Source organism: Pectobacterium cacticida (assembly GCF_036885195.1).
Lineage (GTDB): Bacteria > Pseudomonadota > Gammaproteobacteria > Enterobacterales > Enterobacteriaceae > Pectobacterium > Pectobacterium cacticida.
On sequence record NZ_CP133656.1, the window covers coordinates 3,233,761 to 3,251,965 of the forward strand.

At 50.6% G+C, this 18,205-nt stretch carries 18 protein-coding genes; 8 read left to right on the forward strand and 10 right to left on the reverse strand.

Annotation, left to right across the window (positions count from 1 at the left end; genetic code table 11):
- Nucleotides 1-49: 49 nt before the first annotated feature.
- Both ampE and ampD read right to left on the reverse strand, forming a co-directional pair.
- Complete coding sequence (gene ampE, locus RFN81_RS14855; RefSeq protein ID WP_264496561.1) at nt 50-904, reverse strand: beta-lactamase regulator AmpE; 855 nt, start codon at nt 902-904, stop codon at nt 50-52.
- A complete protein-coding gene (ampD, locus tag RFN81_RS14860; protein WP_264496562.1) occupies nt 901-1,476 on the reverse strand; it encodes a 1,6-anhydro-N-acetylmuramyl-L-alanine amidase AmpD in 576 nt (191 codons plus the stop codon). The genes ampE and ampD overlap by 4 nt, the downstream gene beginning before the upstream one ends.
- 422 nt (nt 1,477-1,898) lie before the next feature.
- Here ampD and nadC point away from each other — a divergent pair, with 422 nt between their 5' ends.
- The 4 genes from nadC to hofC all read left to right on the forward strand — a co-directional run bounded on the left by nadC (nt 1,899) and on the right by hofC (nt 6,214).
- A complete protein-coding gene (nadC, locus tag RFN81_RS14865) occupies nt 1,899-2,789 on the forward strand; it encodes a carboxylating nicotinate-nucleotide diphosphorylase (protein WP_264496563.1) in 891 nt (296 codons plus the stop codon).
- A 301-nt stretch (nt 2,790-3,090) separates the two neighbouring features.
- On the forward strand, nt 3,091-3,537 hold the full coding sequence (ppdD, locus tag RFN81_RS14870) for a prepilin peptidase-dependent pilin (protein WP_264496564.1): 447 nt from the start codon (nt 3,091-3,093) through the stop codon (nt 3,535-3,537).
- 2 nt (nt 3,538-3,539) lie between these two features.
- On the forward strand, nt 3,540-5,012 hold the full coding sequence (gene gspE / locus RFN81_RS14875) for a type II secretion system protein GspE (RefSeq protein WP_264496565.1): 1,473 nt from the start codon (nt 3,540-3,542) through the stop codon (nt 5,010-5,012).
- On the forward strand, nt 5,009-6,214 hold the full coding sequence (hofC, locus tag RFN81_RS14880) for a protein transport protein HofC (protein ID WP_264496566.1): 1,206 nt from the start codon (nt 5,009-5,011) through the stop codon (nt 6,212-6,214). Before gspE ends, hofC begins: the two co-directional genes overlap by 4 nt.
- 233 nt (nt 6,215-6,447) lie before the next feature.
- Here the strand turns inward: hofC and RFN81_RS14885 are convergent, their stop codons facing one another.
- Nucleotides 6,448-7,488 (reverse strand): GMP reductase, encoded by a 1,041-nt coding sequence (locus tag RFN81_RS14885; protein ID WP_264496567.1) that lies wholly within the window; start codon nt 7,486-7,488, stop codon nt 6,448-6,450.
- A gap of 296 nt (nt 7,489-7,784) precedes the next feature.
- Here RFN81_RS14885 and coaE point away from each other — a divergent pair, with 296 nt between their 5' ends.
- From coaE to yacG, 3 genes are read left to right on the forward strand one after another with little or no spacing between them, the layout of a single operon-like run.
- Nucleotides 7,785-8,411, forward strand: a complete 627-nt coding sequence (coaE, locus tag RFN81_RS14890; protein ID WP_264496568.1) for a dephospho-CoA kinase — start codon at nt 7,785-7,787, stop codon at nt 8,409-8,411.
- Entirely contained in the window at nt 8,404-9,156 is a 753-nt protein-coding gene (gene zapD, locus RFN81_RS14895; protein WP_264496569.1) for a cell division protein ZapD, read from the forward strand. The genes coaE and zapD overlap by 8 nt, the downstream gene beginning before the upstream one ends.
- 54 nt (nt 9,157-9,210) lie before the next feature.
- A complete protein-coding gene (gene yacG / locus RFN81_RS14900; RefSeq protein ID WP_264496570.1) occupies nt 9,211-9,402 on the forward strand; it encodes a DNA gyrase inhibitor YacG in 192 nt (63 codons plus the stop codon).
- A gap of 41 nt (nt 9,403-9,443) precedes the next feature.
- Here yacG and mutT read toward each other — a convergent pair whose 3' ends face one another.
- From mutT to secM, 3 genes are all read right to left on the reverse strand, one after another.
- Nucleotides 9,444-9,839 carry an 8-oxo-dGTP diphosphatase MutT gene (gene mutT, locus RFN81_RS14905; protein WP_264496571.1) on the reverse strand — a complete coding sequence of 132 codons (396 nt, stop codon included), beginning with the start codon at nt 9,837-9,839 and terminating at the stop codon, nt 9,444-9,446.
- A 91-nt stretch (nt 9,840-9,930) separates the two neighbouring features.
- Nucleotides 9,931-12,633, reverse strand: coding sequence for a preprotein translocase subunit SecA (gene secA, locus RFN81_RS14910; protein WP_264496572.1), 2,703 nt, complete (start codon nt 12,631-12,633; stop codon nt 9,931-9,933).
- Nucleotides 12,634-12,744: 111 nt separating this feature from the next.
- Nucleotides 12,745-13,260 carry a secA translation cis-regulator SecM gene (gene secM / locus RFN81_RS14915; protein ID WP_264496573.1) on the reverse strand — a complete coding sequence of 172 codons (516 nt, stop codon included), beginning with the start codon at nt 13,258-13,260 and terminating at the stop codon, nt 12,745-12,747.
- A gap of 27 nt (nt 13,261-13,287) precedes the next feature.
- On the opposite strand from secM, the gene RFN81_RS14920 reads away from it, so the two are divergent.
- Nucleotides 13,288-13,815: a DUF721 domain-containing protein gene (locus RFN81_RS14920; RefSeq protein WP_264496574.1), complete on the forward strand. Its 528-nt coding sequence runs from the start codon at nt 13,288-13,290 to the stop codon at nt 13,813-13,815.
- Nucleotides 13,816-13,827: 12 nt separating this feature from the next.
- On the opposite strand, the gene lpxC is transcribed toward RFN81_RS14920, so the two are convergent.
- The 4 genes from lpxC to ftsQ all read right to left on the reverse strand — a co-directional run bounded on the left by lpxC (nt 13,828) and on the right by ftsQ (nt 18,204).
- Nucleotides 13,828-14,745, reverse strand: a complete 918-nt coding sequence (gene lpxC, locus RFN81_RS14925; protein ID WP_264498997.1) for a UDP-3-O-acyl-N-acetylglucosamine deacetylase — start codon at nt 14,743-14,745, stop codon at nt 13,828-13,830.
- Nucleotides 14,746-14,849: 104 nt separating this feature from the next.
- On the reverse strand, nt 14,850-16,001 hold the full coding sequence (ftsZ, locus tag RFN81_RS14930; RefSeq protein ID WP_264496575.1) for a cell division protein FtsZ: 1,152 nt from the start codon (nt 15,999-16,001) through the stop codon (nt 14,850-14,852).
- Nucleotides 16,002-16,069: 68 nt separating this feature from the next.
- Nucleotides 16,070-17,326 carry a cell division protein FtsA gene (gene ftsA, locus RFN81_RS14935; RefSeq protein WP_264496576.1) on the reverse strand — a complete coding sequence of 419 codons (1,257 nt, stop codon included), beginning with the start codon at nt 17,324-17,326 and terminating at the stop codon, nt 16,070-16,072.
- Nucleotides 17,327-17,379: 53 nt separating this feature from the next.
- On the reverse strand, nt 17,380-18,204 hold the full coding sequence (gene ftsQ, locus RFN81_RS14940) for a cell division protein FtsQ (RefSeq protein WP_264496577.1): 825 nt from the start codon (nt 18,202-18,204) through the stop codon (nt 17,380-17,382).
- Nucleotide 18,205 lies beyond the last annotated feature (1 nt).

The following is an 18,205-nucleotide window of genomic DNA, read 5'->3' on the forward strand; positions in this document are numbered from 1 at the left end:
CCCATGGCCGACTCCGTCGGCCATTTTTATACTCATCTCATCGGGAGAATCAAACCAGCGCGCCGTATATTGTCAGGATTGCGACGACCACGACTAACACCAGCGTTACCCTTTTTGCCAGCGCTACGGCGGCTTTAGGCGTTTCTAGAGGCTCAATGTGAGCTTCACGTGCCAGTGAAAATTGTGCCAGTTGCGTTAACACCCAGTATTGCGAACTGCGGAAATCGCCTAGCGAGGCAAACCAAGCGGGCAGCGCTTTTTCACCATGCCCCAGTAGCGCATAAGCGACGCCGACCAAACGAACGGGAATCCAATCCAGCCAGTGCAGTAAACGATCAACGCCAGACTGAGCACGCTCCAGCGGCGTGTTATGCCGGGCCAGCCATGTCTGCCTGGCGCGTAGAAATGCATACCCCACCAGCGCTACCGGCCCATACGACCCGGCAACGATAAACCAGAAAAGCGGAGCTAAATAAAACCGGAAATTGATCCATAACAGCGCATTTTGTAACTCCTTCAAGCGCTCACTTTCACTTGTACCTACCGGCAGACCATGTATCAGCGCCAACTCTGCCGCCATTTCTCGACAGGCATCCGCTTCGCCGCGCTGCGCTGCCTGCAAATAGCGCCGATAATGCTGGCGGATCTCGCCCGCGCCAATGCACATCAATCCGATGACAATCCATAACAGCAGAGATATCAGTCCAAACAGAATGCCGCTCGCCACCCATAACAGACTTGCCACGATCCCCATGCTACAGAGCAACAGGAAAAGGGTCTGAAATAAGGAAGGGGGCGAAATATGCCGAAAAACGAACTCAAGCCGATGGTCGAGTTGCCAATGATCACCCTGTTTGAACAAGCGTTCCCACGCGAGTGTAAGCAGCAGTGTAAATAGCGTCATTTATCCTGGCCCTCTATATTCTCCGCCCCACATTCTTGTAGCTGACGACGGTATCCGTCCCAGTCAAATGCAGGGCCGGGATCGGTTTTACGACCCGGAGCGATGTCGCTATGCCCGGTAATCCGCAAAGGCGTGATGGGGTAAGCGCGCATTAATAGGCGCGTAATCGCCACCAGGGAGCGATATTGTTGCGAAGTAAAAGGCAATGTGTCGGTCCCTTCCAATTCAATGCCAATAGAGAAATCATTACAGCGTTCGCGTCCCGCAAACACGGAAACGCCAGCATGCCAGGCACGTTGGTCGAACGATACATATTGCGTAATCTGTCCATCGCGCCGAATCAGGCAGTGCGCCGAGACGCGTAAATGAGAAATTGTAGCGAAATACGGATGCGCAGCGGGATCTAACGTCGCCGTAAACAACCGATCGATATAGGGACCGCCAAATTCACCGGGCGGCAAACTGATATTGTGGATAACCAGAAGAGATGGCGCCTCACCATTCGGGCGATCATCATAATGCGGTGAAGGCACATAGATAACATCAGATAACCAGCCATTTTCCAAAAGCATTGGCGATAACCTCGCATCGTATCGTTTGCCGGCTGAATCAAGCGTAACATCGTTGGTAGCCTAAAATGTCGCTTTCCAAGATACCATGTTTCGCACCGCCCTATCTATGAAACCGTTTATTTCCATCGGCCTTACCGCTCGTTTTTTGATATCAACATCACCCTACTGTTATCCGTCAATATTAAGCGCCGCTTTCGCCAGAAATAACGAACATCGGATGATGCCTCACCCCGATTAAAATGGCGTTGACGCTCGGAAGTACACGGTATCGCCCTGTATACCCGGCGAACACGATATGACGTCTGATGCCAACTACATAATAAGACTCAGTAATGAATTGAATTATAAAGATAAATCAATATGGATATCCAGAAACAAACCCGGTAGCATAGACCTCCGAATTCTATCTTCGGAGTTTTGTTATGCCGACTCGTCGCTATAGCCAGGAACAGCGTCACAACCTCTTACTCGCTCGTATTGCACAAGATATCCCTGCCAGCGTGCAACTGGCCTTACGTGAAGATTTGGGCGGCACCCTGGATGCTCATCAGGACATAACGGCGCGCCTCTTACCCGACAACGAAGCCGCTAGCGCGCGCATTATCACGCGTGAAGCAGGCGTATTCTGCGGCACGCGCTGGCTTGAAGCCGTTTTTTCTCAATTAGGCGCTGCAACTACCATTGTCTGGCACGTCGCCGACGGCGAAGCCATCGTTCCGAATCAAACGCTGTGTGATATTAGCGGGCCCGCTAAACAACTCCTGACGGGCGAGCGCACGGCGCTGAATTTCCTGCAGACGCTGTCTGGCGTCGCAACGGAAGTTAGTCGCTATGTTGCTGTTTTGCAGGGCACGCGGACACGACTATTGGACACGCGTAAAACCTTGCCGGGCCTGAGAACGGCACTGAAATATGCCGTATTTTGCGGTGGCGGCGACAACCACCGGATCGGTTTATCCGATGCTTTTCTGATCAAAGAAAACCACATCATTGCCGCAGGCTCCATTAAAAACGCAGTAGAAAAAGCGCAGGTTTTACGCAGCGATGTGCCGATAGAAGTTGAAGTGGAATCGCTGGATGAATTACAACAAGCGCTAAACGCTGGCGCAGATATCATTATGCTGGATAATTTCAGTCTGGATAATATTCGGCAAGCCGTTCATCTTACTCATGGCCAAGCGTTATTGGAGATATCCGGCAACGTCACGCTGGATACGCTGCGTAGCTATGCGGAAACCGGCGTGGACTATATCTCGGTGGGCGCATTAACCAAACACGTACGGGCGCTGGATTTATCGATGCGTTTTATCTAATCCTCCTTCTTTGATATTGACGAGGTGCTTATCTGCACCTCATTCTCACCACCGAATCCTATCTCCGCATCACTGCCATGCCCCGATTTTCGTTTCCCATCGCAGAACATTGCGTGTTAGTTCGCAAAAATTTTTCCATGTTCAGCAAATTACCAAAAACATATCGTTGCGCTTTCCTATTCTGATGCTCTCTACTCGCCAGGCGTGGCGCCCTTTTCTATGCTGCCCGTATTCGAATGGATTTATGCACCACGGTATTTTTTGCATAACAGCATTTTCGCGCCACAACAGGGAAATCAACATGACAACACAACAAGGATTCACACTGATTGAGCTAATGATCGTCATTGCGATCATCGCCATCCTCAGTGCCATTGGGGTACCCGCTTATCAGGGCTATCTGCAAAAGGCGGCGCTGACGGATATGCTGCAAACGATGGTGTCTTATAAAACGCCGGTCGATCTCTGCGGCCTGGAAAATGCCGCATTTACCGTGTGCAATACCGGTAATCAGGGAATACCCGTCAGCAAACCATCTCGCTACGTCAGCTCGATTAGCGTCGTCCAGGGGGTCATTACACTAACAGGACAATCCACTCTGCAAGGGTTGAGCGTTATTCTAACGCCAACATGGGATGCAGAGACGGGCACGTCGCGTTGGACGAAAAATTGCGCCACGGACGGCAGCGCAGAGAGTCTGCAATCCGCCTGTCAGGACGTCTTCCGTTTCGATAACACGGCGGGCTGATCATGACGGATGATTCCTTCTCCTCTGAGCATATATTCAACGAACTACGGACACTGTGCCGACGTTATCAAGCATTACTGCTGAACATCGATGAACAAACGCTGTCAGTTGCCGTCACTGCGCCACCGTCTCCAGAGATGATTGCCGCGCTGCGTTTTGCCAGCAATCGTCGAATTATGGTTGAACAATGGCCGCAGGCCAGAATGGAACAACAGCTCAACCCGTTAAAAGCCGTCGCCGAGCCGGCTGAAACCTATCATGCCGATGCACAGCATGCCGATAGGGGGCAAAGGGAGCAAGACGATGACTCGCCCGTCGTGCTATTTATCCAGCAAACGCTGCGCCTCGCGGTTCAACGTCGTGCCTCCGATATTCACTTTGAACCGTTACCGGACAACTATCGCGTACGATTGCGCATTGACGGCATGCTACAAGCCATTTCCGCTCCACCGCCTGAGTTGGCGAACCGGATTACCGCTCGGCTAAAAATCATGGGCAAATTGAATATCGCCGAGCGACGATTGCCGCAAGACGGCCAATTTAGTTTGATACTGGATCAACAAACCTATTCACTGCGCATCGCAACGCTTCCCGTACAGCAGGGAGAAAAGATCGTACTGCGTATTTTGCAAACGCATCAACAAGAGTTAGCGTTGGATAAGCTCGGACTTTCTGCAAAGGCATTACAGCAGATAATTGGTGTATTGAGCAGCTCGCAAGGGATGCTGTTAGTCACCGGCCCCACTGGCAGTGGGAAAACCGTCACGCTTTATAGTGCGATACGCTGGCTAAATGACAGCAGCCGCAATATCTGTAGCGTGGAAGATCCGGTCGAGATCCCCTTGTCTGGGATTAACCAAACCGCTATCAATCCCAAAGCCGAACTGGGCTTTAGTCGGATTTTGCGAGCGCTACTGCGACAAGATCCCGACATCATTATGATTGGTGAAATTCGCGATGCCGAAACCGCTGAGATCGCGGTTAAAGCTGCACAGACTGGCCACCTGGTTATGTCCACACTGCATACCAACTCAGCGGTAGAAACGTTAACTCGCCTCAACCACCTGGGTATTCCCGGTTATCTGTTAGCCGCAGCGCTAAAACTCATCATCGCCCAGCGCCTTGTTCGCCGACTGTGCCCACACTGTAAAACGCCAGGAGAACCCCTGCTCTCGCTACCTGACGATGTATGGCAAGGGCCGCTGCGCCAATGGCGAGCCAATGGCTGTAGTCACTGTTTCTCTGGCTATTATGGCCGTATAGCACTCTATGAATTACTGCCTATCACCCCGGACCTTCAGGCGATATTAGCAGGCAACGCCAGCGCCGGGGAATTATCCGCCTTATCTCGCCATTCGGGTTTTCCGACCCTGCTGAACGCAGGGCTAGAGCGGGTTAATGACGGCCTGACCTCCCTCGCTGAAGTCTATCGTGTTGTTGGTGATGAACGGGCAATAGATCAGGAGGCACGATGAGGTTAGAGCGTTTATATCGCTGGCAGGCAATAGCGCCCGAAGGGGAATTTATTGATGGAGAACTCATTAGCACACACCGTCAGCAGGCCTACGCCCGTCTGATTGCCCAGGGCTACCAGCCCCTCGTTGTAAAGAGCGCCCATTATCTTTCGCCCCGCTACTGGAAACGCGAACAACTCGGCGAGCTCATAAAACAGCTCGCGGCCCTGCTACAGGCAGGATTACCACTGCTGGAAGCATTAAGCGTCTTGTCTGAGCAACATGACCGCCCCGGCTGGCGCTGTGTATTACGCGAGGTGTGCGCTCACATTGCTCAGGGAAATGCGCTATCTGAGGCGTTATACACCTACCCCCATATCTTCCCTGTGCTATATCGTTCCCTTATTGCCGTCGGCGAGCTTACCGGGAAACTGGATAGGTGTTGTCTACAGCTCGCCCAACAACAAGAAAAACAGTCGAAACTGCAACAAAAGGTCATGAAAGCGTTACGTTATCCCTGTTTTGTTATCGCCATTGCTCTATTAGTCAGCGTGATGATGCTAACGCTGGTCTTACCCGAGTTCGCCACGTTGTATTCTGCATTTGATACACCGTTACCTTGGTTTACCCGACAACTACTCAAGCTGGCAAAGCTCATCACTGACTACGGCGGGCTAGGGGTGTTGTCTCTCGGCGGCCTAATAGCCGGCTATAGCCGCTTAAGGCAGAAAAATCCCTTATGGAAAACCAGAGAACAAATATGGCTGCTGCGATTGCCTATTATTTCCGGCCTGCTACGCGGCAAATCACTGAATCAGATATTCAATATTCTGGCCATGACACAACATGCCGGGTTGACATTGCCTGAGGGGCTGGATGCAGCGGCAACCATCCATCACCCGCTATACCGGGACGCACTCCAACAGATACAGGCGCAATTGCATCAGGGCAGATCGTTGCATCATGCCCTGTTGCAACACGCCACACTGTTTCCTGCCCCTTGCCCGCAGTTGATTCGCGTTGGCGAGGAAACGGGTGAGCTGGATGCCATTTTCACGCAATTGGCAGCATGGCACGAAGGGCGCATACAGTTGCAGGCCGAGAGAATCACACAAACATTGGAACCGTTACTCATGATGATCGTCGGGAGCATGGTCGGTGCACTGGTGATTGGCATGTATCTGCCAATCTTCCAGTTAGGGAGTGTCCTGGCGAGTACCTGAACCTGGCAAGATCATTTCGCCAATATAACCAATGGCGCCGTATTTAGAGCCTATCCCAGTAGGCGTCATCGTCGCAGTCAGTTTGGTCACGGACAGCGCGCAGAAACCGGAGCGTACACGTAGTGCATGAGGATTTCGAGCACTGACCAGGGCCAAAATGGCAAGTAAAATAGCCCTAATGGGATAGGGTCTTATTCTGGCGTAAAGGGAAACTCTCCCCGCAGGCGGGGCAATTACCCGTTAAAAATGCGGTTTTCTTGCTCAGCCACGCGGATAAACGTTGTACGCTTCGTGAGTTCTTTCAAGCGGGATGCGCCAACATAGGTACAAGCCGAACGCAGACCGCCGAGTATGTCGCGCACGGTATTATCGACCGGACCACGCAGCGGTAATTTTACCGTTTTCCCTTCCGCCGCTCGATATCCCGCCACGCCACCGACGTGGCGTTCCATTGCAGATGCGGAGCTCATACCGTAAAACAGCATCATTTTCTCGCCGTTTTCTTCCACAATGGTTCCCTCGCATTCATCATGCCCGGCCAGCATCCCCCCAAGCATGACAAAATCGGCTCCGCCACCAAAAGCTTTTGCAACATCACCTGGCATGGTGCAACCGCCGTCGCTGACAATTTGCCCTCCGAGGCCGTGTGCCGCATCGGCACATTCAATCACGGCGGAAAGCTGAGGGTAGCCAACGCCTGTTTTAACCCGTGTCGTACAAACAGAGCCTGGGCCAATGCCAACTTTAACGATGTCGGCCCCGGAAAGGATGAGTTCTTCTACCATTTCGCCCGTCACCACGTTTCCCGCACAGATAACGCTGTCTGGACAGGCCTCACGCGCTTTTTGCAGGAAAGTCACAAAATGCTCTGAATAACCATTAGCCACATCGATACAAATAAATTTCAGCTCAGACGACAGCGCCAGAATTTGCTTTAATTTGATGAAGTCAGCGTCAGAAGTCCCAGTCGACACCATGACATGACAGAGTACCGATGCCGGAACCCGTTGCACGAACTGGGACCATTGTTCGACGGAATAGTGTTTATGAACGGCAGTCAAAACATCAAAAGAGGCCAGAGCTTCCGCCATACTAAACGTCCCCACTGTGTCCATATTAGCGGCGATGATGGGGATACCCGACCAGTCTGCGCGAGTATGGAGAAAGGTGAACTGTCGTTCCAGTTCAACGTCGGAGCGGCTTTTTAACGTCGAACGCTTTGGTCGGATGAGTACGTCTTTAAAGCCTAACTTTAAATCTTCTTCAATACGCATGAGGTTCGTGCTCCTGGTGAGTGACGGCGAAACGCTCAGTATTTCTACTCGACTGAGCATAACCATGGCTAAAAAATAATGCCCTTTACCAGTGACGTTATCATACGCGGGAATATTCCTGCAGCAAGACTGCGATTTTTACTTTATTTGGGATAAACTCGGAAGAGTTTACCTATCTTTCAGCAGAGTGATAGCGAGAGAGAAACGCCAGTTAATATCTGGACAACTGCAGAGGGGCGAGAACATTTTCTTCATCCTCGCAATAAGCAAAATATTAGCATCTCAATTCGGATACCATGACATACATCATAGCCCTAACGGGCGGTATCGGCAGCGGGAAGACTACCGTAGCCAATGAATTTGCCAAATTAGGGGCGACTATCGTTGATGCGGATATTATCGCGCGTCAACTCGTCGAACCGGGGAAGCCCTCACTGGATGCCATCAAGCTCCGATTTGGTAACAGGATACTTACTGCCGATGGTTCATTGGACCGTGCCGCGCTACGCCAGCGGATCTTTTCCTCTCCGGAGGAAAAACAGTGGCTAAATAGCTTACTTCATCCGTTGATTCATCAGGAAACACAGGCCCAGTTTCAGGCTGCATCTACACCGTACATTCTATGGGTCGTCCCTTTGCTAGTGGAAAACGGGTTACAACAGCAAGCACAACGTGTTTTGGTCGTTGATGTGGACAGCGCCACACAGCTTGAACGCACAATGGCCCGTGACGGTATCACTCGACAGCAAGCTGAAAACATACTGGCAGCACAGGCTACCCGAGAACAGCGCCTGGCTTATGCCGATGATATTATTGATAACAGTCGCGGTTCTGATGCGCTGGCACCACAGGTGATAAAACTACACCGCCATTATCTCGCGCTTGCAGCCTCCGCCGCTGACAGGAAAACTAACAATGAGTGACGCACCCTCAACCATTTTATTTGAATATCCGCTGAATGAAAAAACACGTACCTGGTTACGCATTGAGTCATTACTACAGCAATTACTGCGAAACCACACATTAACCGATATGGGAAGCGCTCTGACATTTTTTCGCGCCATCGCCGAGTTACTTGATGTACTAGAACGCGGTGATGTGCGTACCGAATTATTGAAAGAACTTGAGCGTCAGCAGAAAAAATTGCTGCAATGGAGCGATGTGCCGGGCGTCGATATGGAACGTATTCACATCCTACGACAGCAATTGAAAGATCGAGCCAGTACATTGATATCTGCACCACGTATGGGGCAGGTGTTACGCGAAGATCGCCTGATTAGCATGGTACGTCAGCGCCTGAGTATTCCCGGCGGGTGCTGTAGTTTCGATCTACCAACGCTACATAGCTGGCTGCATCAGCCACAGGCGTTGCGAGAACAGTGGGTCTCTGGCTGGCTTAATTCTTTATCTCCGCTCAAACAAGCACTAGATATGATCCTGGAATTGATTCGCCATTCTGGCACATTTCGCCCACAAACTAGCCTTAATGGATTCTTTCAAGACAACGCCTCCGATACCGATCTATTACGTTTGCGTCTTGAACAAGTTCATCAAATTTACCCGCAAATATCTGGCCATAAAACACGCTATGCCATACGTTTTCTGCCGCTGGATAGTGAAAACGGCCACACGCCGCCTCGTTTAACATTTGAACTAGCCTGTTGCTAGGTTTAGCTCAGACAAGCGAAAATGCGTCAGGTACCAATAGAGTGAAGAGAAGATATGACAGAAATTACCACAGTGAAGTGTCCCACCTGCAAGCGGGCGGTCATCTGGAATGAGACCAGTCCCTATCGCCCCTTTTGCAGTAAACGCTGTCAGTTAATCGATTTAGGCGAATGGGCCGACGAAGAAAAGCGCATTCCGAGCGATGACATGATTTCTGATAGTGAAGACTGGAGCGAAACGCGGTAACGGTCGCGTTTCGCCATACGGCTCACATAAACTACGCGAACTTAACGCGATTTCAGCCAGCGGATGACCTCTGCATTCGCTGGCGGAAATAACTCTTCCCGCAGGGCGTCCACATTCACCCAGCAGGTTTCCTGTCCTTCCCGCCCATAGGGCTCTCCCAGCCACGTTTCAACCAGGAAGAAATGAAGCGTGATCGTTCTCTCTGGAGTGGAAAACGTTTTATCGGTTAATCTCTGCGGCGTTTTCGCCTCAATACCCGTTTCTTCACGCAATTCACGAATCAAAGCCTGCTCTGGCGTTTCTTTCTCTTCAACTTTTCCACCAGGAAATTCCCACATCCCGGCCATATGCACGCCATCAGGGCGACGGGCAATGAAATAATGCTGTTCCGTATTGCGGATGATGCCCACCGCAACGGATAACGGTTGTTGCGTCATAACGCTCCTTATCTGGTTTTCATTAAGTAAAAGGCGGTCAATGACCGCCCTTGGCACTTATTTCATATTACCCGCTGATACCTACGGTTGGTTATTTTTGCAAACGACCGTGGCACTGCTTATATTTTTTGCCTGAACCACACGGGCAAGGATCGTTACGCCCAATTTTACGTCCTGTCTGCTCTGGAGATCCTGTATTCAGGCTTCCTTCATCTTGATGGCTCAATTGCTGCTGCCGTGCCAAACGTTCAGCTTCCTCACGACGCTGCTGTTCCAATGCCTCAATTTCTTCCGGCATTCTTACCTGAACTTTGCTCAGCGTGCTGATCACTTCGTATTTTAGTGATTCCAGCATGGCGGAAAACATAGCGAATGACTCACGCTTATATTCTTGCTTAGGATCTTTCTGCGCGTAGCCACGCAAGTGGATACCTTGGCGCAGGTAGTCCATTGCGGCCAGATGCTCTTTCCACAGGGAATCTAGCGTCTGTAACATCACACCTTTTTCGAAATTGCGCATGACCTCGCTACCAACCACATCTTCTTTGCGCTGATAAACCTCAAGCGCCTGTTGAAGAATACGCTCACGCAGCGTTTCTTCGTGCAGTTCGGGCTCTTTATCCAACCAGGCTTTGATCGGCATATCCAGATCGAAATCATTCTTCAGACGCTGCTCCAAGCCTTCTGTATCCCACATTTCTTCCAGTGATTGCGGCGGAATATAGTTGTCGATGGTCGTTTTAAATACGTCCTCACGAATACTCGCGATGGTTTCACTGATATCGGACGCATCTAGCAATTCATTACGCTGTGTATAAATGGCTCGTCGTTGATCGTTGGCCACATCATCGTATTCCAGCAATTGTTTGCGAATATCGAAGTTGCGGCTTTCCACCTTGCGTTGAGCGTTAGCTATCGCTTTGGTGACCCATGGGTGCTCAATGGCTTCGCCCGGTTTCATACCCAGCTTGCGCATCATGTTAGAGACGCGATCGGAGGCAAAAATACGCATCAGCGCATCTTCCATCGACAGATAGAAACGGGATGAGCCTGCATCACCCTGACGACCGGAGCGACCACGCAACTGGTTATCAATACGGCGCGATTCATGACGCTCTGTACCAATAATGTGTAGCCCTCCCGCCGCGAGGACGGCATCATGGCGGACCTGCCAGTCTGCTTTTATCTTGGCAATTTGCTCCTCATCCGGATTTTCGAGATGTGCGACCTCTGCCTGCCAACTCCCTCCCAATACGATGTCCGTACCACGACCTGCCATGTTTGTTGCGATGGTCACCGCACCCGCCTGTCCGGCCTGGGCAACAATATCGGCTTCCATGGCGTGGAATTTCGCATTCAGCACGTTATGTTTGATACCTGCTTTTTCCAACGCCTGAGAGACCACTTCGGATTTTTCGATAGAGATCGTACCGACCAAAATAGGCTGGCCTTTTGCGGAACGTTCTTTGATGTCTTCAATGATGGCATCGATTTTTTCCTGTTCGGTCATGTAGACTAAATCAGGTAAGTCTTTACGAATCATCGGGCGGTTAGTCGGCACCACAATCGTATCCAGCTTATAGATAGAGCTGAATTCGAATGCCTCGGTATCCGCAGTACCTGTCATGCCCGCCAATTTTTCATACAAGCGGAAGTAATTCTGGAAAGTAATAGAAGCCAGCGTTTGGTTTTCATTCTGAATGGCCACGTTCTCTTTCGCTTCGACCGCCTGATGCAGGCCATCAGACCAGCGACGCCCTTGCATAGTACGGCCAGTATGCTCATCCACGATGATTACTTCGCCATCCTTCACAATGTAGTCCACATCGCGGGTAAACAGCACATGCGCTCGCAATGCTGCTGTAACATGGTGCATTAGCATAATGTTAGCAGGGGAATAAAGTGATTCGCCCTCTTCCATAATGCCTTCCTTCACCAATAGTTCTTCTACCAGGATCAGACCACGCTCGGTAAGGTTAACCTGACGAGATTTTTCATCCACAGAGAAATGACCTTCGCCGTGGAACGTATCCGAATCTTCTTTTTCCTGACGGATGAGGTGAGGAATAATTTTGTTAACGCGAATATAAAGCTCGGAGCTGTCTTCAGCCGGGCCGGATATGATCAGCGGCGTGCGTGCTTCATCGATAAGGATAGAGTCAACTTCATCCACCAGCGCGTAGTATAATTTCCGCTGTACGCGCTCTTCTGGGCTGAATGCCATATTGTCGCGCAGGTAGTCAAAACCAAATTCGTTATTAGTACCGTAGGTAATATCCGCAGCATAAGCCTCACGTTTTGCTGGCGCTGGCATGCCTGGTAAGTTGATTCCAACACTCAGCCCCAGAAATTCAAATAGTGGCCGATTGTTTTCGGCATCACGCTGCGCCAGATAATCATTCACGGTCACCACATGTACGCCACGGCCAGTCAGCGCATTCAGATAAGCTGGCAGCGTTGCCGTCAGTGTCTTACCCTCACCAGTACGCATCTCTGCGATACACCGTTCATTCAGTACCATACCGCCGATAAGCTGCACATCGAAATGGCGCATCCCAAACACGCGTTTACTGGATTCTCTCACTACCGCAAACGCCTCAGGCAGCAGGCTTTCTAACGTCTCGCCCTTTTCTAGCCGGGCACGAAACTCCAGCGTTTTTGCTTGTAGTTCTGCATCCGATAGCTTTTCCATTTCTGGCTCTAAGCGATTGATAACATCAACATTTTTACGCATACGGCGCAATGTACGATCGTTACGGCTACCAAAAATTTTGGTTAATATATTCATGACCATAATAATTTTTTATCTCACTAGCACCACATATCCAGTGGCAACACGACATCAAGAAACTGAGAAACTCAGAGAAAAAAGGGAAATTTCTTCAGCTAGCTATTCATTACTCTTTCAGCTAAGAAGAAGTGGCCCGGCACGGATGCCGCAAGTTTGGGCAAGCCAGATGCCGATCTGGTGACATGCCTGAGAATCAGAAGCGACCCGTCGCGCAGAAGAAAGAACCGCGAGAGGATACTGAAAACCTTGCGTCAGCAACGCATTGAGCGTATCCAGTAAAACCAGAGAATGGGGTTGTAATTCGTCGCTCTGTTGAGCATTGGCCGTCTGCGGCACCGTTAACGCAAAGGAAAGATGGCGAATGACGGTACGAATTGCATGCTGATGCCAATAATCCACACCATAAGATGAACGGCGGTGTGCATCTTTCAGCATGACTAAGTCGGTAAGGCTTAACGAGACGTTGTTCTGACCACTCACGCTGGAGCTTGAATTGGGGAGAGAAGGAATGTCCTGTGAACCGTTTAGGCTTATCGGCAGGCCAAGGCTTGCCGCGACCATCCCAAATAAGAGATGCGGCCAGAAATAACGTCTGCCAAATTGTCGCCAACGATTTAGAATACCCATCATGAGTTAACGTTCACCGGAACCTGATCTATGCGTGATAGTCGGCCACAATCACTGGAATCTCTGTTTGATAACGCATCCGCATCGGGTCAAGGCCCGCTACGCGATGTGCAACAACGCGCTATCGCCTTATTAAAACTTAATCGGGCTGTACGTAGCTTACTCCCGGCCCCGTTACACCTTTGGTGCCGTGTCGCTAATTACCGGCAAGGTTTGCTGATATTAGAAACCGCCAACGCCAGTTGGCTAATGCGGTTACGATATGAACAACCCGCGCTGCTCTCCGCATTACGCGCACAAATACTACCATCATTGGCATCAATCGACATCAGGATTAATCCAACGCTTGCCGCAAAAGGCCATGAAATTATGAAAAATAGCGATATATCGGCGATAGAAAACGTCGGTGATAAACCATTGCGCCAGTTGAGTGAGCAAAGTGCGGAAACATTGAGGGCATTAGCGGACAACAGTCCAGAGAAACTTAAGAAGATATTAAAACGACTGGCTTCGCTGGCCGGAGAGAGTACCAGTAAAACCAGTCGTGATAAGAAATAATAACGTTAGGCGCTATGCCAGCACGCTCGTTGGAGCGCTAAATACCAAAGGCATTTCTGCTTCGTCTTCAAAGGTCACGTATTCCCATGCTTCCTGATTAGCAAGCACAGCCTGTAACAGTTTGTTATTCAATGCATGACCAGATTTGAACGCGGTAAATGCGCCGATAATATTGTGGCCGCACATAAACAAGTCACCGATTGCATCCAGCATTTTATGACGAACAAACTCATCTTCAAAACGCAAACCATCTTCATTCAGTACACGATAATCGTCAACGACGATGGCACAATCCATACTGCCGCCCAGGCACAAACCTCGAGACTGCAAGTATTCTATATCGCGCATGAAACCGAAGGTCCGTGCTCGGCTAATTTGACGAACAAACGCTTCGGCGGAAAAATTCAAACAATAGCGCTGGTTACCCGCGTCAATCGCCGGATGATTGAAATCAATAGTGAAATCCAGACTGAAGCCATTAAAGGGTTTCATTTCAGCCCATTTATCACCGTCTTCAACACGAACGGGTTGTTTAATGCGCACAAATTTCTTAGCGCTGTTCAGTTCTTCAATACCCGCATCTAACAACAGGTAAACAAACGGACTGGCGCTGCCATCCATGATGGGAATTTCTGGAGCGTCGACATCAATGACAATATTGTCAATGCCCAACCCCGCGAGCGCTGCGTTTAAATGTTCCACCGTAGAAATACGCACATCATGCTCATTCACCAGGCAAGTGCAGAGCATGGTGTCACGCACGGATTTTGCATCAGCCGGAAAATCAACCGGGGGATTCAAGTCTGTGCGACGATAGATGACCCCGGTATTTGCCGGTGCAGGACGCATGGTCAATGTGACCTTCTTGCCGGTATGCAAACCGACACCAGTCGCCTGAACAATACGTTTTAATGTACGTTGTTTGATCATCATTTTATCTCGCATGTTACTGAACCTACCGACTTAGTGTACACCAAGCCTAGCGGCACAGTTTAGCACAAAGAGCGGAGATTCCAACGCCATCCAGCAGTAAATTAGTCTGCCTGCTTGCGTAGAAAAGCTGGAATATCCAAATAATCGGGCTCTTTATTCGTTTGTGGATTTGGATCGTTTACCACCTTAGCGGTCGGTTTCTCTTGCGCCAGCGGCGTCATACCGTGTTGCTGATAACGGTGATCCATCACAGGCTGGCTGGCCTGCTTATTGGTGACTAAAGTAATCTCTGGTCGTTTGTCCATGCCAATACCTGTCGCTACGACCGTAACACGTAATTCGTCATTCATTTCGGGGTCGAGCGACGTACCGATAACCACGGTCGCATTGTCGGACGCAAAGGCGCGGATAGTGTTACCGACCGTCTCGAACTCATCCAGACGCAGGTCAAAGCCCGCCGTGATATTGACCAGTACGCCACGTGCGCCGGACAGATCGATATCTTCCAATAGCGGACTGGAGATCGCCATTTCCGCCGCTTCTTCAGCACGGTCCTCTCCACGCGCCACGCCAGAACCCATCATGGCATAGCCCATTTCAGACATCACAGTACGTACGTCAGCAAAGTCGACATTCATCAGGCCAGGCCGCGTGATCAGTTCGGCAATACCCTGCACGGCGCCTTTTAGTACATCGTTTGCTGCACCGAAGGCATCCAGCAGGGAAATTCCGCGTCCCAGCACTTTCAGCAATTTATCGTTTGGAATAGTGATCAACGAATCGACGTGCTTAGACAGCTCTGCGATACCTTGCTCCGCAAACGCCATACGTTTCTTTCCTTCAAAATTGAAGGGTTTGGTCACCACGGCAACGGTCAAAATCCCTAAATCTTTGGCTACTTCAGCCACAACAGGCGCAGCACCGGTTCCTGTACCGCCGCCCATACCCGCGGCGATGAACACCATGTCTGCGCCCTCAAGCGCTGAACGCAATAATTCGCGATCTTCTTCAGCCGAATTACGTCCTACTTCCGGGTTAGCGCCAGCACCAAGACCTTTAGTAATGCCACTGCCGATCTGGATCGTCTGACCAACTGCCGTTTTACGTAATGCCTGCGCATCCGTGTTGACGGCAAAGAATTCGACGCCTTCGATGCGCTCGCGCACCATATGTTCGACGGCATTGCCACCGCCGCCACCGACGCCGATGACTTTAATCACCGCGTCGTTGGTTAATTCCATTGGTTCAAACATAATTTCTCTCCGTTTGTGCCTGTAACCGCGAGATCATAAAACTGTGCCAGGTGATCTCTTTGATAAAATTAAAATTCTTTCCTCAACCAGCTATTGATTCGCTTGAACCAGTTACTTACTGAGGCGCGTTTTTCGACTTCATGCTCACCACCTAGGTGAGATTCTTTTCCATAGTGCAGCAATCCAACCGCCGTTGAGTAATAAGGCTCTTGGGCGTAATCCGTCAGCCCTGTTATATTCATTGGCTGACCAATACGCACCTGTGTGTGAAACACGCGTTGCGCACAGGCCGCCAGACCGTCTATTTGCGCGGCACCCCCTGTCAGCACAATGCCTGCCGCCAGATGGTGTTTCACGCCTTGTTGACGCAACTGCTCCTGCAACTGTAAAAGTTCATCGTTCACCAGATTCAATAACTCGGTGTAACGCGGTTCAATCACTTCGGCCAGTGTCTGCCTTTGCAAACTGCGGGGTGGACGTCCGCCAACGCTTGGAACCTCCACATTTTCATCCTTGCCGACAATCGATCCCAGGGCACAGCCATAGCGAACCTTGATGGCTTCGGCATCCGTCGGCGGCGTGCCAAACGCATAGGCGATATCGCTCGTAACCACATTGCCCGCATAAGGGATGACTTTTGTGTGTCGCAATGCGCCACCGGTATAAACAGCGATATCCATAGTGCCGCCGCCGATATCGACGACGCACACGCCCAACTCGCGTTCATCTTCCGTCAGTACCGCATAGCTGGACGCCAGTCCGGCGAAAATCAGTTGATCAACCTTTAAGCCGCAACGTTCAACGGCTTTAACAATATTCTTAGCCATATCATTATGGCAGGTTATCAGGTGGACTTTCGCCTGCATACGCACGCCAGACAAGCCTACCGGATTTTTAATTCCTTCCTGATAATCGATCGCATATTCCTGCGGAATCACATGAAGAACGCGGTGCTCATCACGCACACGCACAGATTTAGCGGTATGCACCACGCTTTCCACATCGTCCTGCGTAACCTCTTCTTCTGAAATAGGCACCATCCCTATTTCATTCTGGCAACTAATGTGCTTTCCAGACAGCGCCAGATATACGGAAGAGATCTGGCAGTCTGCCATCAACTCGGCCTGATCAATAGCGCGCTGAACACACTTAACGACCGATTCCAGATCGTTTACGCCGCCTTTATCCATTCCGCGCGACGGGCAACTGCCTACGCCAATAATATTGACCATGCCATCGGGCAGAACTTCCCCCACCAGCGCAGCCACTTTTGCTGTACCGATTTCCAGCCCAACTACCAGTTTTCTGTCCGTCGACTTGATCATTGTTGTTTAGCCTGTGCCTGTTTCTGGTTACTGTTATGTTGCTGATCAATGTCTTATTGCTGACCAACTCGTTGCCGATCGCCGCTCTGATGATCTAGCAAGGCTGGAGACCAGCCTACCGCGGCCCCGCTGTCATACCGCAAGTCCACATAGCTGATACGTTTGTTCTCGCTTTGAGCCTGTCGCTGCAACAGCGGATACAACTCGATAAAGCGTTGCAGACGTTTGGCCCTATCGTCGCGCCCTAATTCAAGACGCGTATCATCTTCTAATCCTAGCTGCCACGAATGGCGCGCACTCATCGCAACCATTTTTAACGTAAACTTCCCGGCGGCTAGCGTCTGACGCATCGTATGATAGCTTTCCAGCACTTCAGACTCGCTACCGTCCGGGCCATACAGTAGCGGCATCCTGCGATTACTGATACGTTCGGCAGGAACACTGAACGAATTGCCTTCCGCATCAATCAGTAGCTGGTCATTCCACCGCGCAACCGGAACATATTCAACCAGATGAATCTTTAATTCGTCCGGCCACTGCTTACGTACACTCGCCTGTTTTATCCACGGCAGATGTTCGATCTGCTGTTGAAGCACATTCACGTCTTGTGTCATGAACGTTCCCGGCGCCCCCAATGATAAAATAGCCTGACGGATATCGTCGTTAGTGGTGAACTGTCTCTCTCCGGTAATCGTCATACGAGAGAGGGGCAGTCGGCTCGCATCTTTCATCCACCCAACGACCATCCAGCTTCCCCAGACGATCGTTCCTACCACCATTAGCAGGAAAATCATCCCTGCCAATTGGCCTCCGTTACTGCGGCGAGTTCCTTTGGTCTCTGGTTCTCGTCCGCGTGTATTCAACGCTGCCTGCGACATA

Bases quoted from the DNA above. Each gene is read 5' to 3' on its own strand.
- ampE (WP_264496561.1), bottom strand. From the start codon at position 904: ATGACGCTATTTACACTGCTGCTTACACTCGCGTGGGAACGCTTGTTC.
- ampD (WP_264496562.1), bottom strand. From the start codon at position 1,476: ATGCTTTTGGAAAATGGCTGGTTATCTGATGTTATCTATGTGCCTTCA.
- nadC (WP_264496563.1), top strand. From the start codon at position 1,899: ATGCCGACTCGTCGCTATAGCCAGGAACAGCGTCACAACCTCTTACTC.
- ppdD (WP_264496564.1), top strand. From the start codon at position 3,091: ATGACAACACAACAAGGATTCACACTGATTGAGCTAATGATCGTCATT.
- gspE (WP_264496565.1), top strand. From the start codon at position 3,540: ATGACGGATGATTCCTTCTCCTCTGAGCATATATTCAACGAACTACGG.
- hofC (WP_264496566.1), top strand. From the start codon at position 5,009: ATGAGGTTAGAGCGTTTATATCGCTGGCAGGCAATAGCGCCCGAAGGG.
- RFN81_RS14885 (WP_264496567.1), bottom strand. From the start codon at position 7,488: ATGCGTATTGAAGAAGATTTAAAGTTAGGCTTTAAAGACGTACTCATC.
- coaE (WP_264496568.1), top strand. From the start codon at position 7,785: ATGACATACATCATAGCCCTAACGGGCGGTATCGGCAGCGGGAAGACT.
- zapD (WP_264496569.1), top strand. From the start codon at position 8,404: ATGAGTGACGCACCCTCAACCATTTTATTTGAATATCCGCTGAATGAA.
- yacG (WP_264496570.1), top strand. From the start codon at position 9,211: ATGACAGAAATTACCACAGTGAAGTGTCCCACCTGCAAGCGGGCGGTC.
- mutT (WP_264496571.1), bottom strand. From the start codon at position 9,839: ATGACGCAACAACCGTTATCCGTTGCGGTGGGCATCATCCGCAATACG.
- secA (WP_264496572.1), bottom strand. From the start codon at position 12,633: ATGGTCATGAATATATTAACCAAAATTTTTGGTAGCCGTAACGATCGT.
- secM (WP_264496573.1), bottom strand. From the start codon at position 13,260: ATGATGGGTATTCTAAATCGTTGGCGACAATTTGGCAGACGTTATTTC.
- RFN81_RS14920 (WP_264496574.1), top strand. From the start codon at position 13,288: ATGCGTGATAGTCGGCCACAATCACTGGAATCTCTGTTTGATAACGCA.
- lpxC (WP_264498997.1), bottom strand. From the start codon at position 14,745: ATGATCAAACAACGTACATTAAAACGTATTGTTCAGGCGACTGGTGTC.
- ftsZ (WP_264496575.1), bottom strand. From the start codon at position 16,001: ATGTTTGAACCAATGGAATTAACCAACGACGCGGTGATTAAAGTCATC.
- ftsA (WP_264496576.1), bottom strand. From the start codon at position 17,326: ATGATCAAGTCGACGGACAGAAAACTGGTAGTTGGGCTGGAAATCGGT.
- ftsQ (WP_264496577.1), bottom strand. From the start codon at position 18,204: ATGTCGCAGGCAGCGTTGAATACACGCGGACGAGAACCAGAGACCAAA.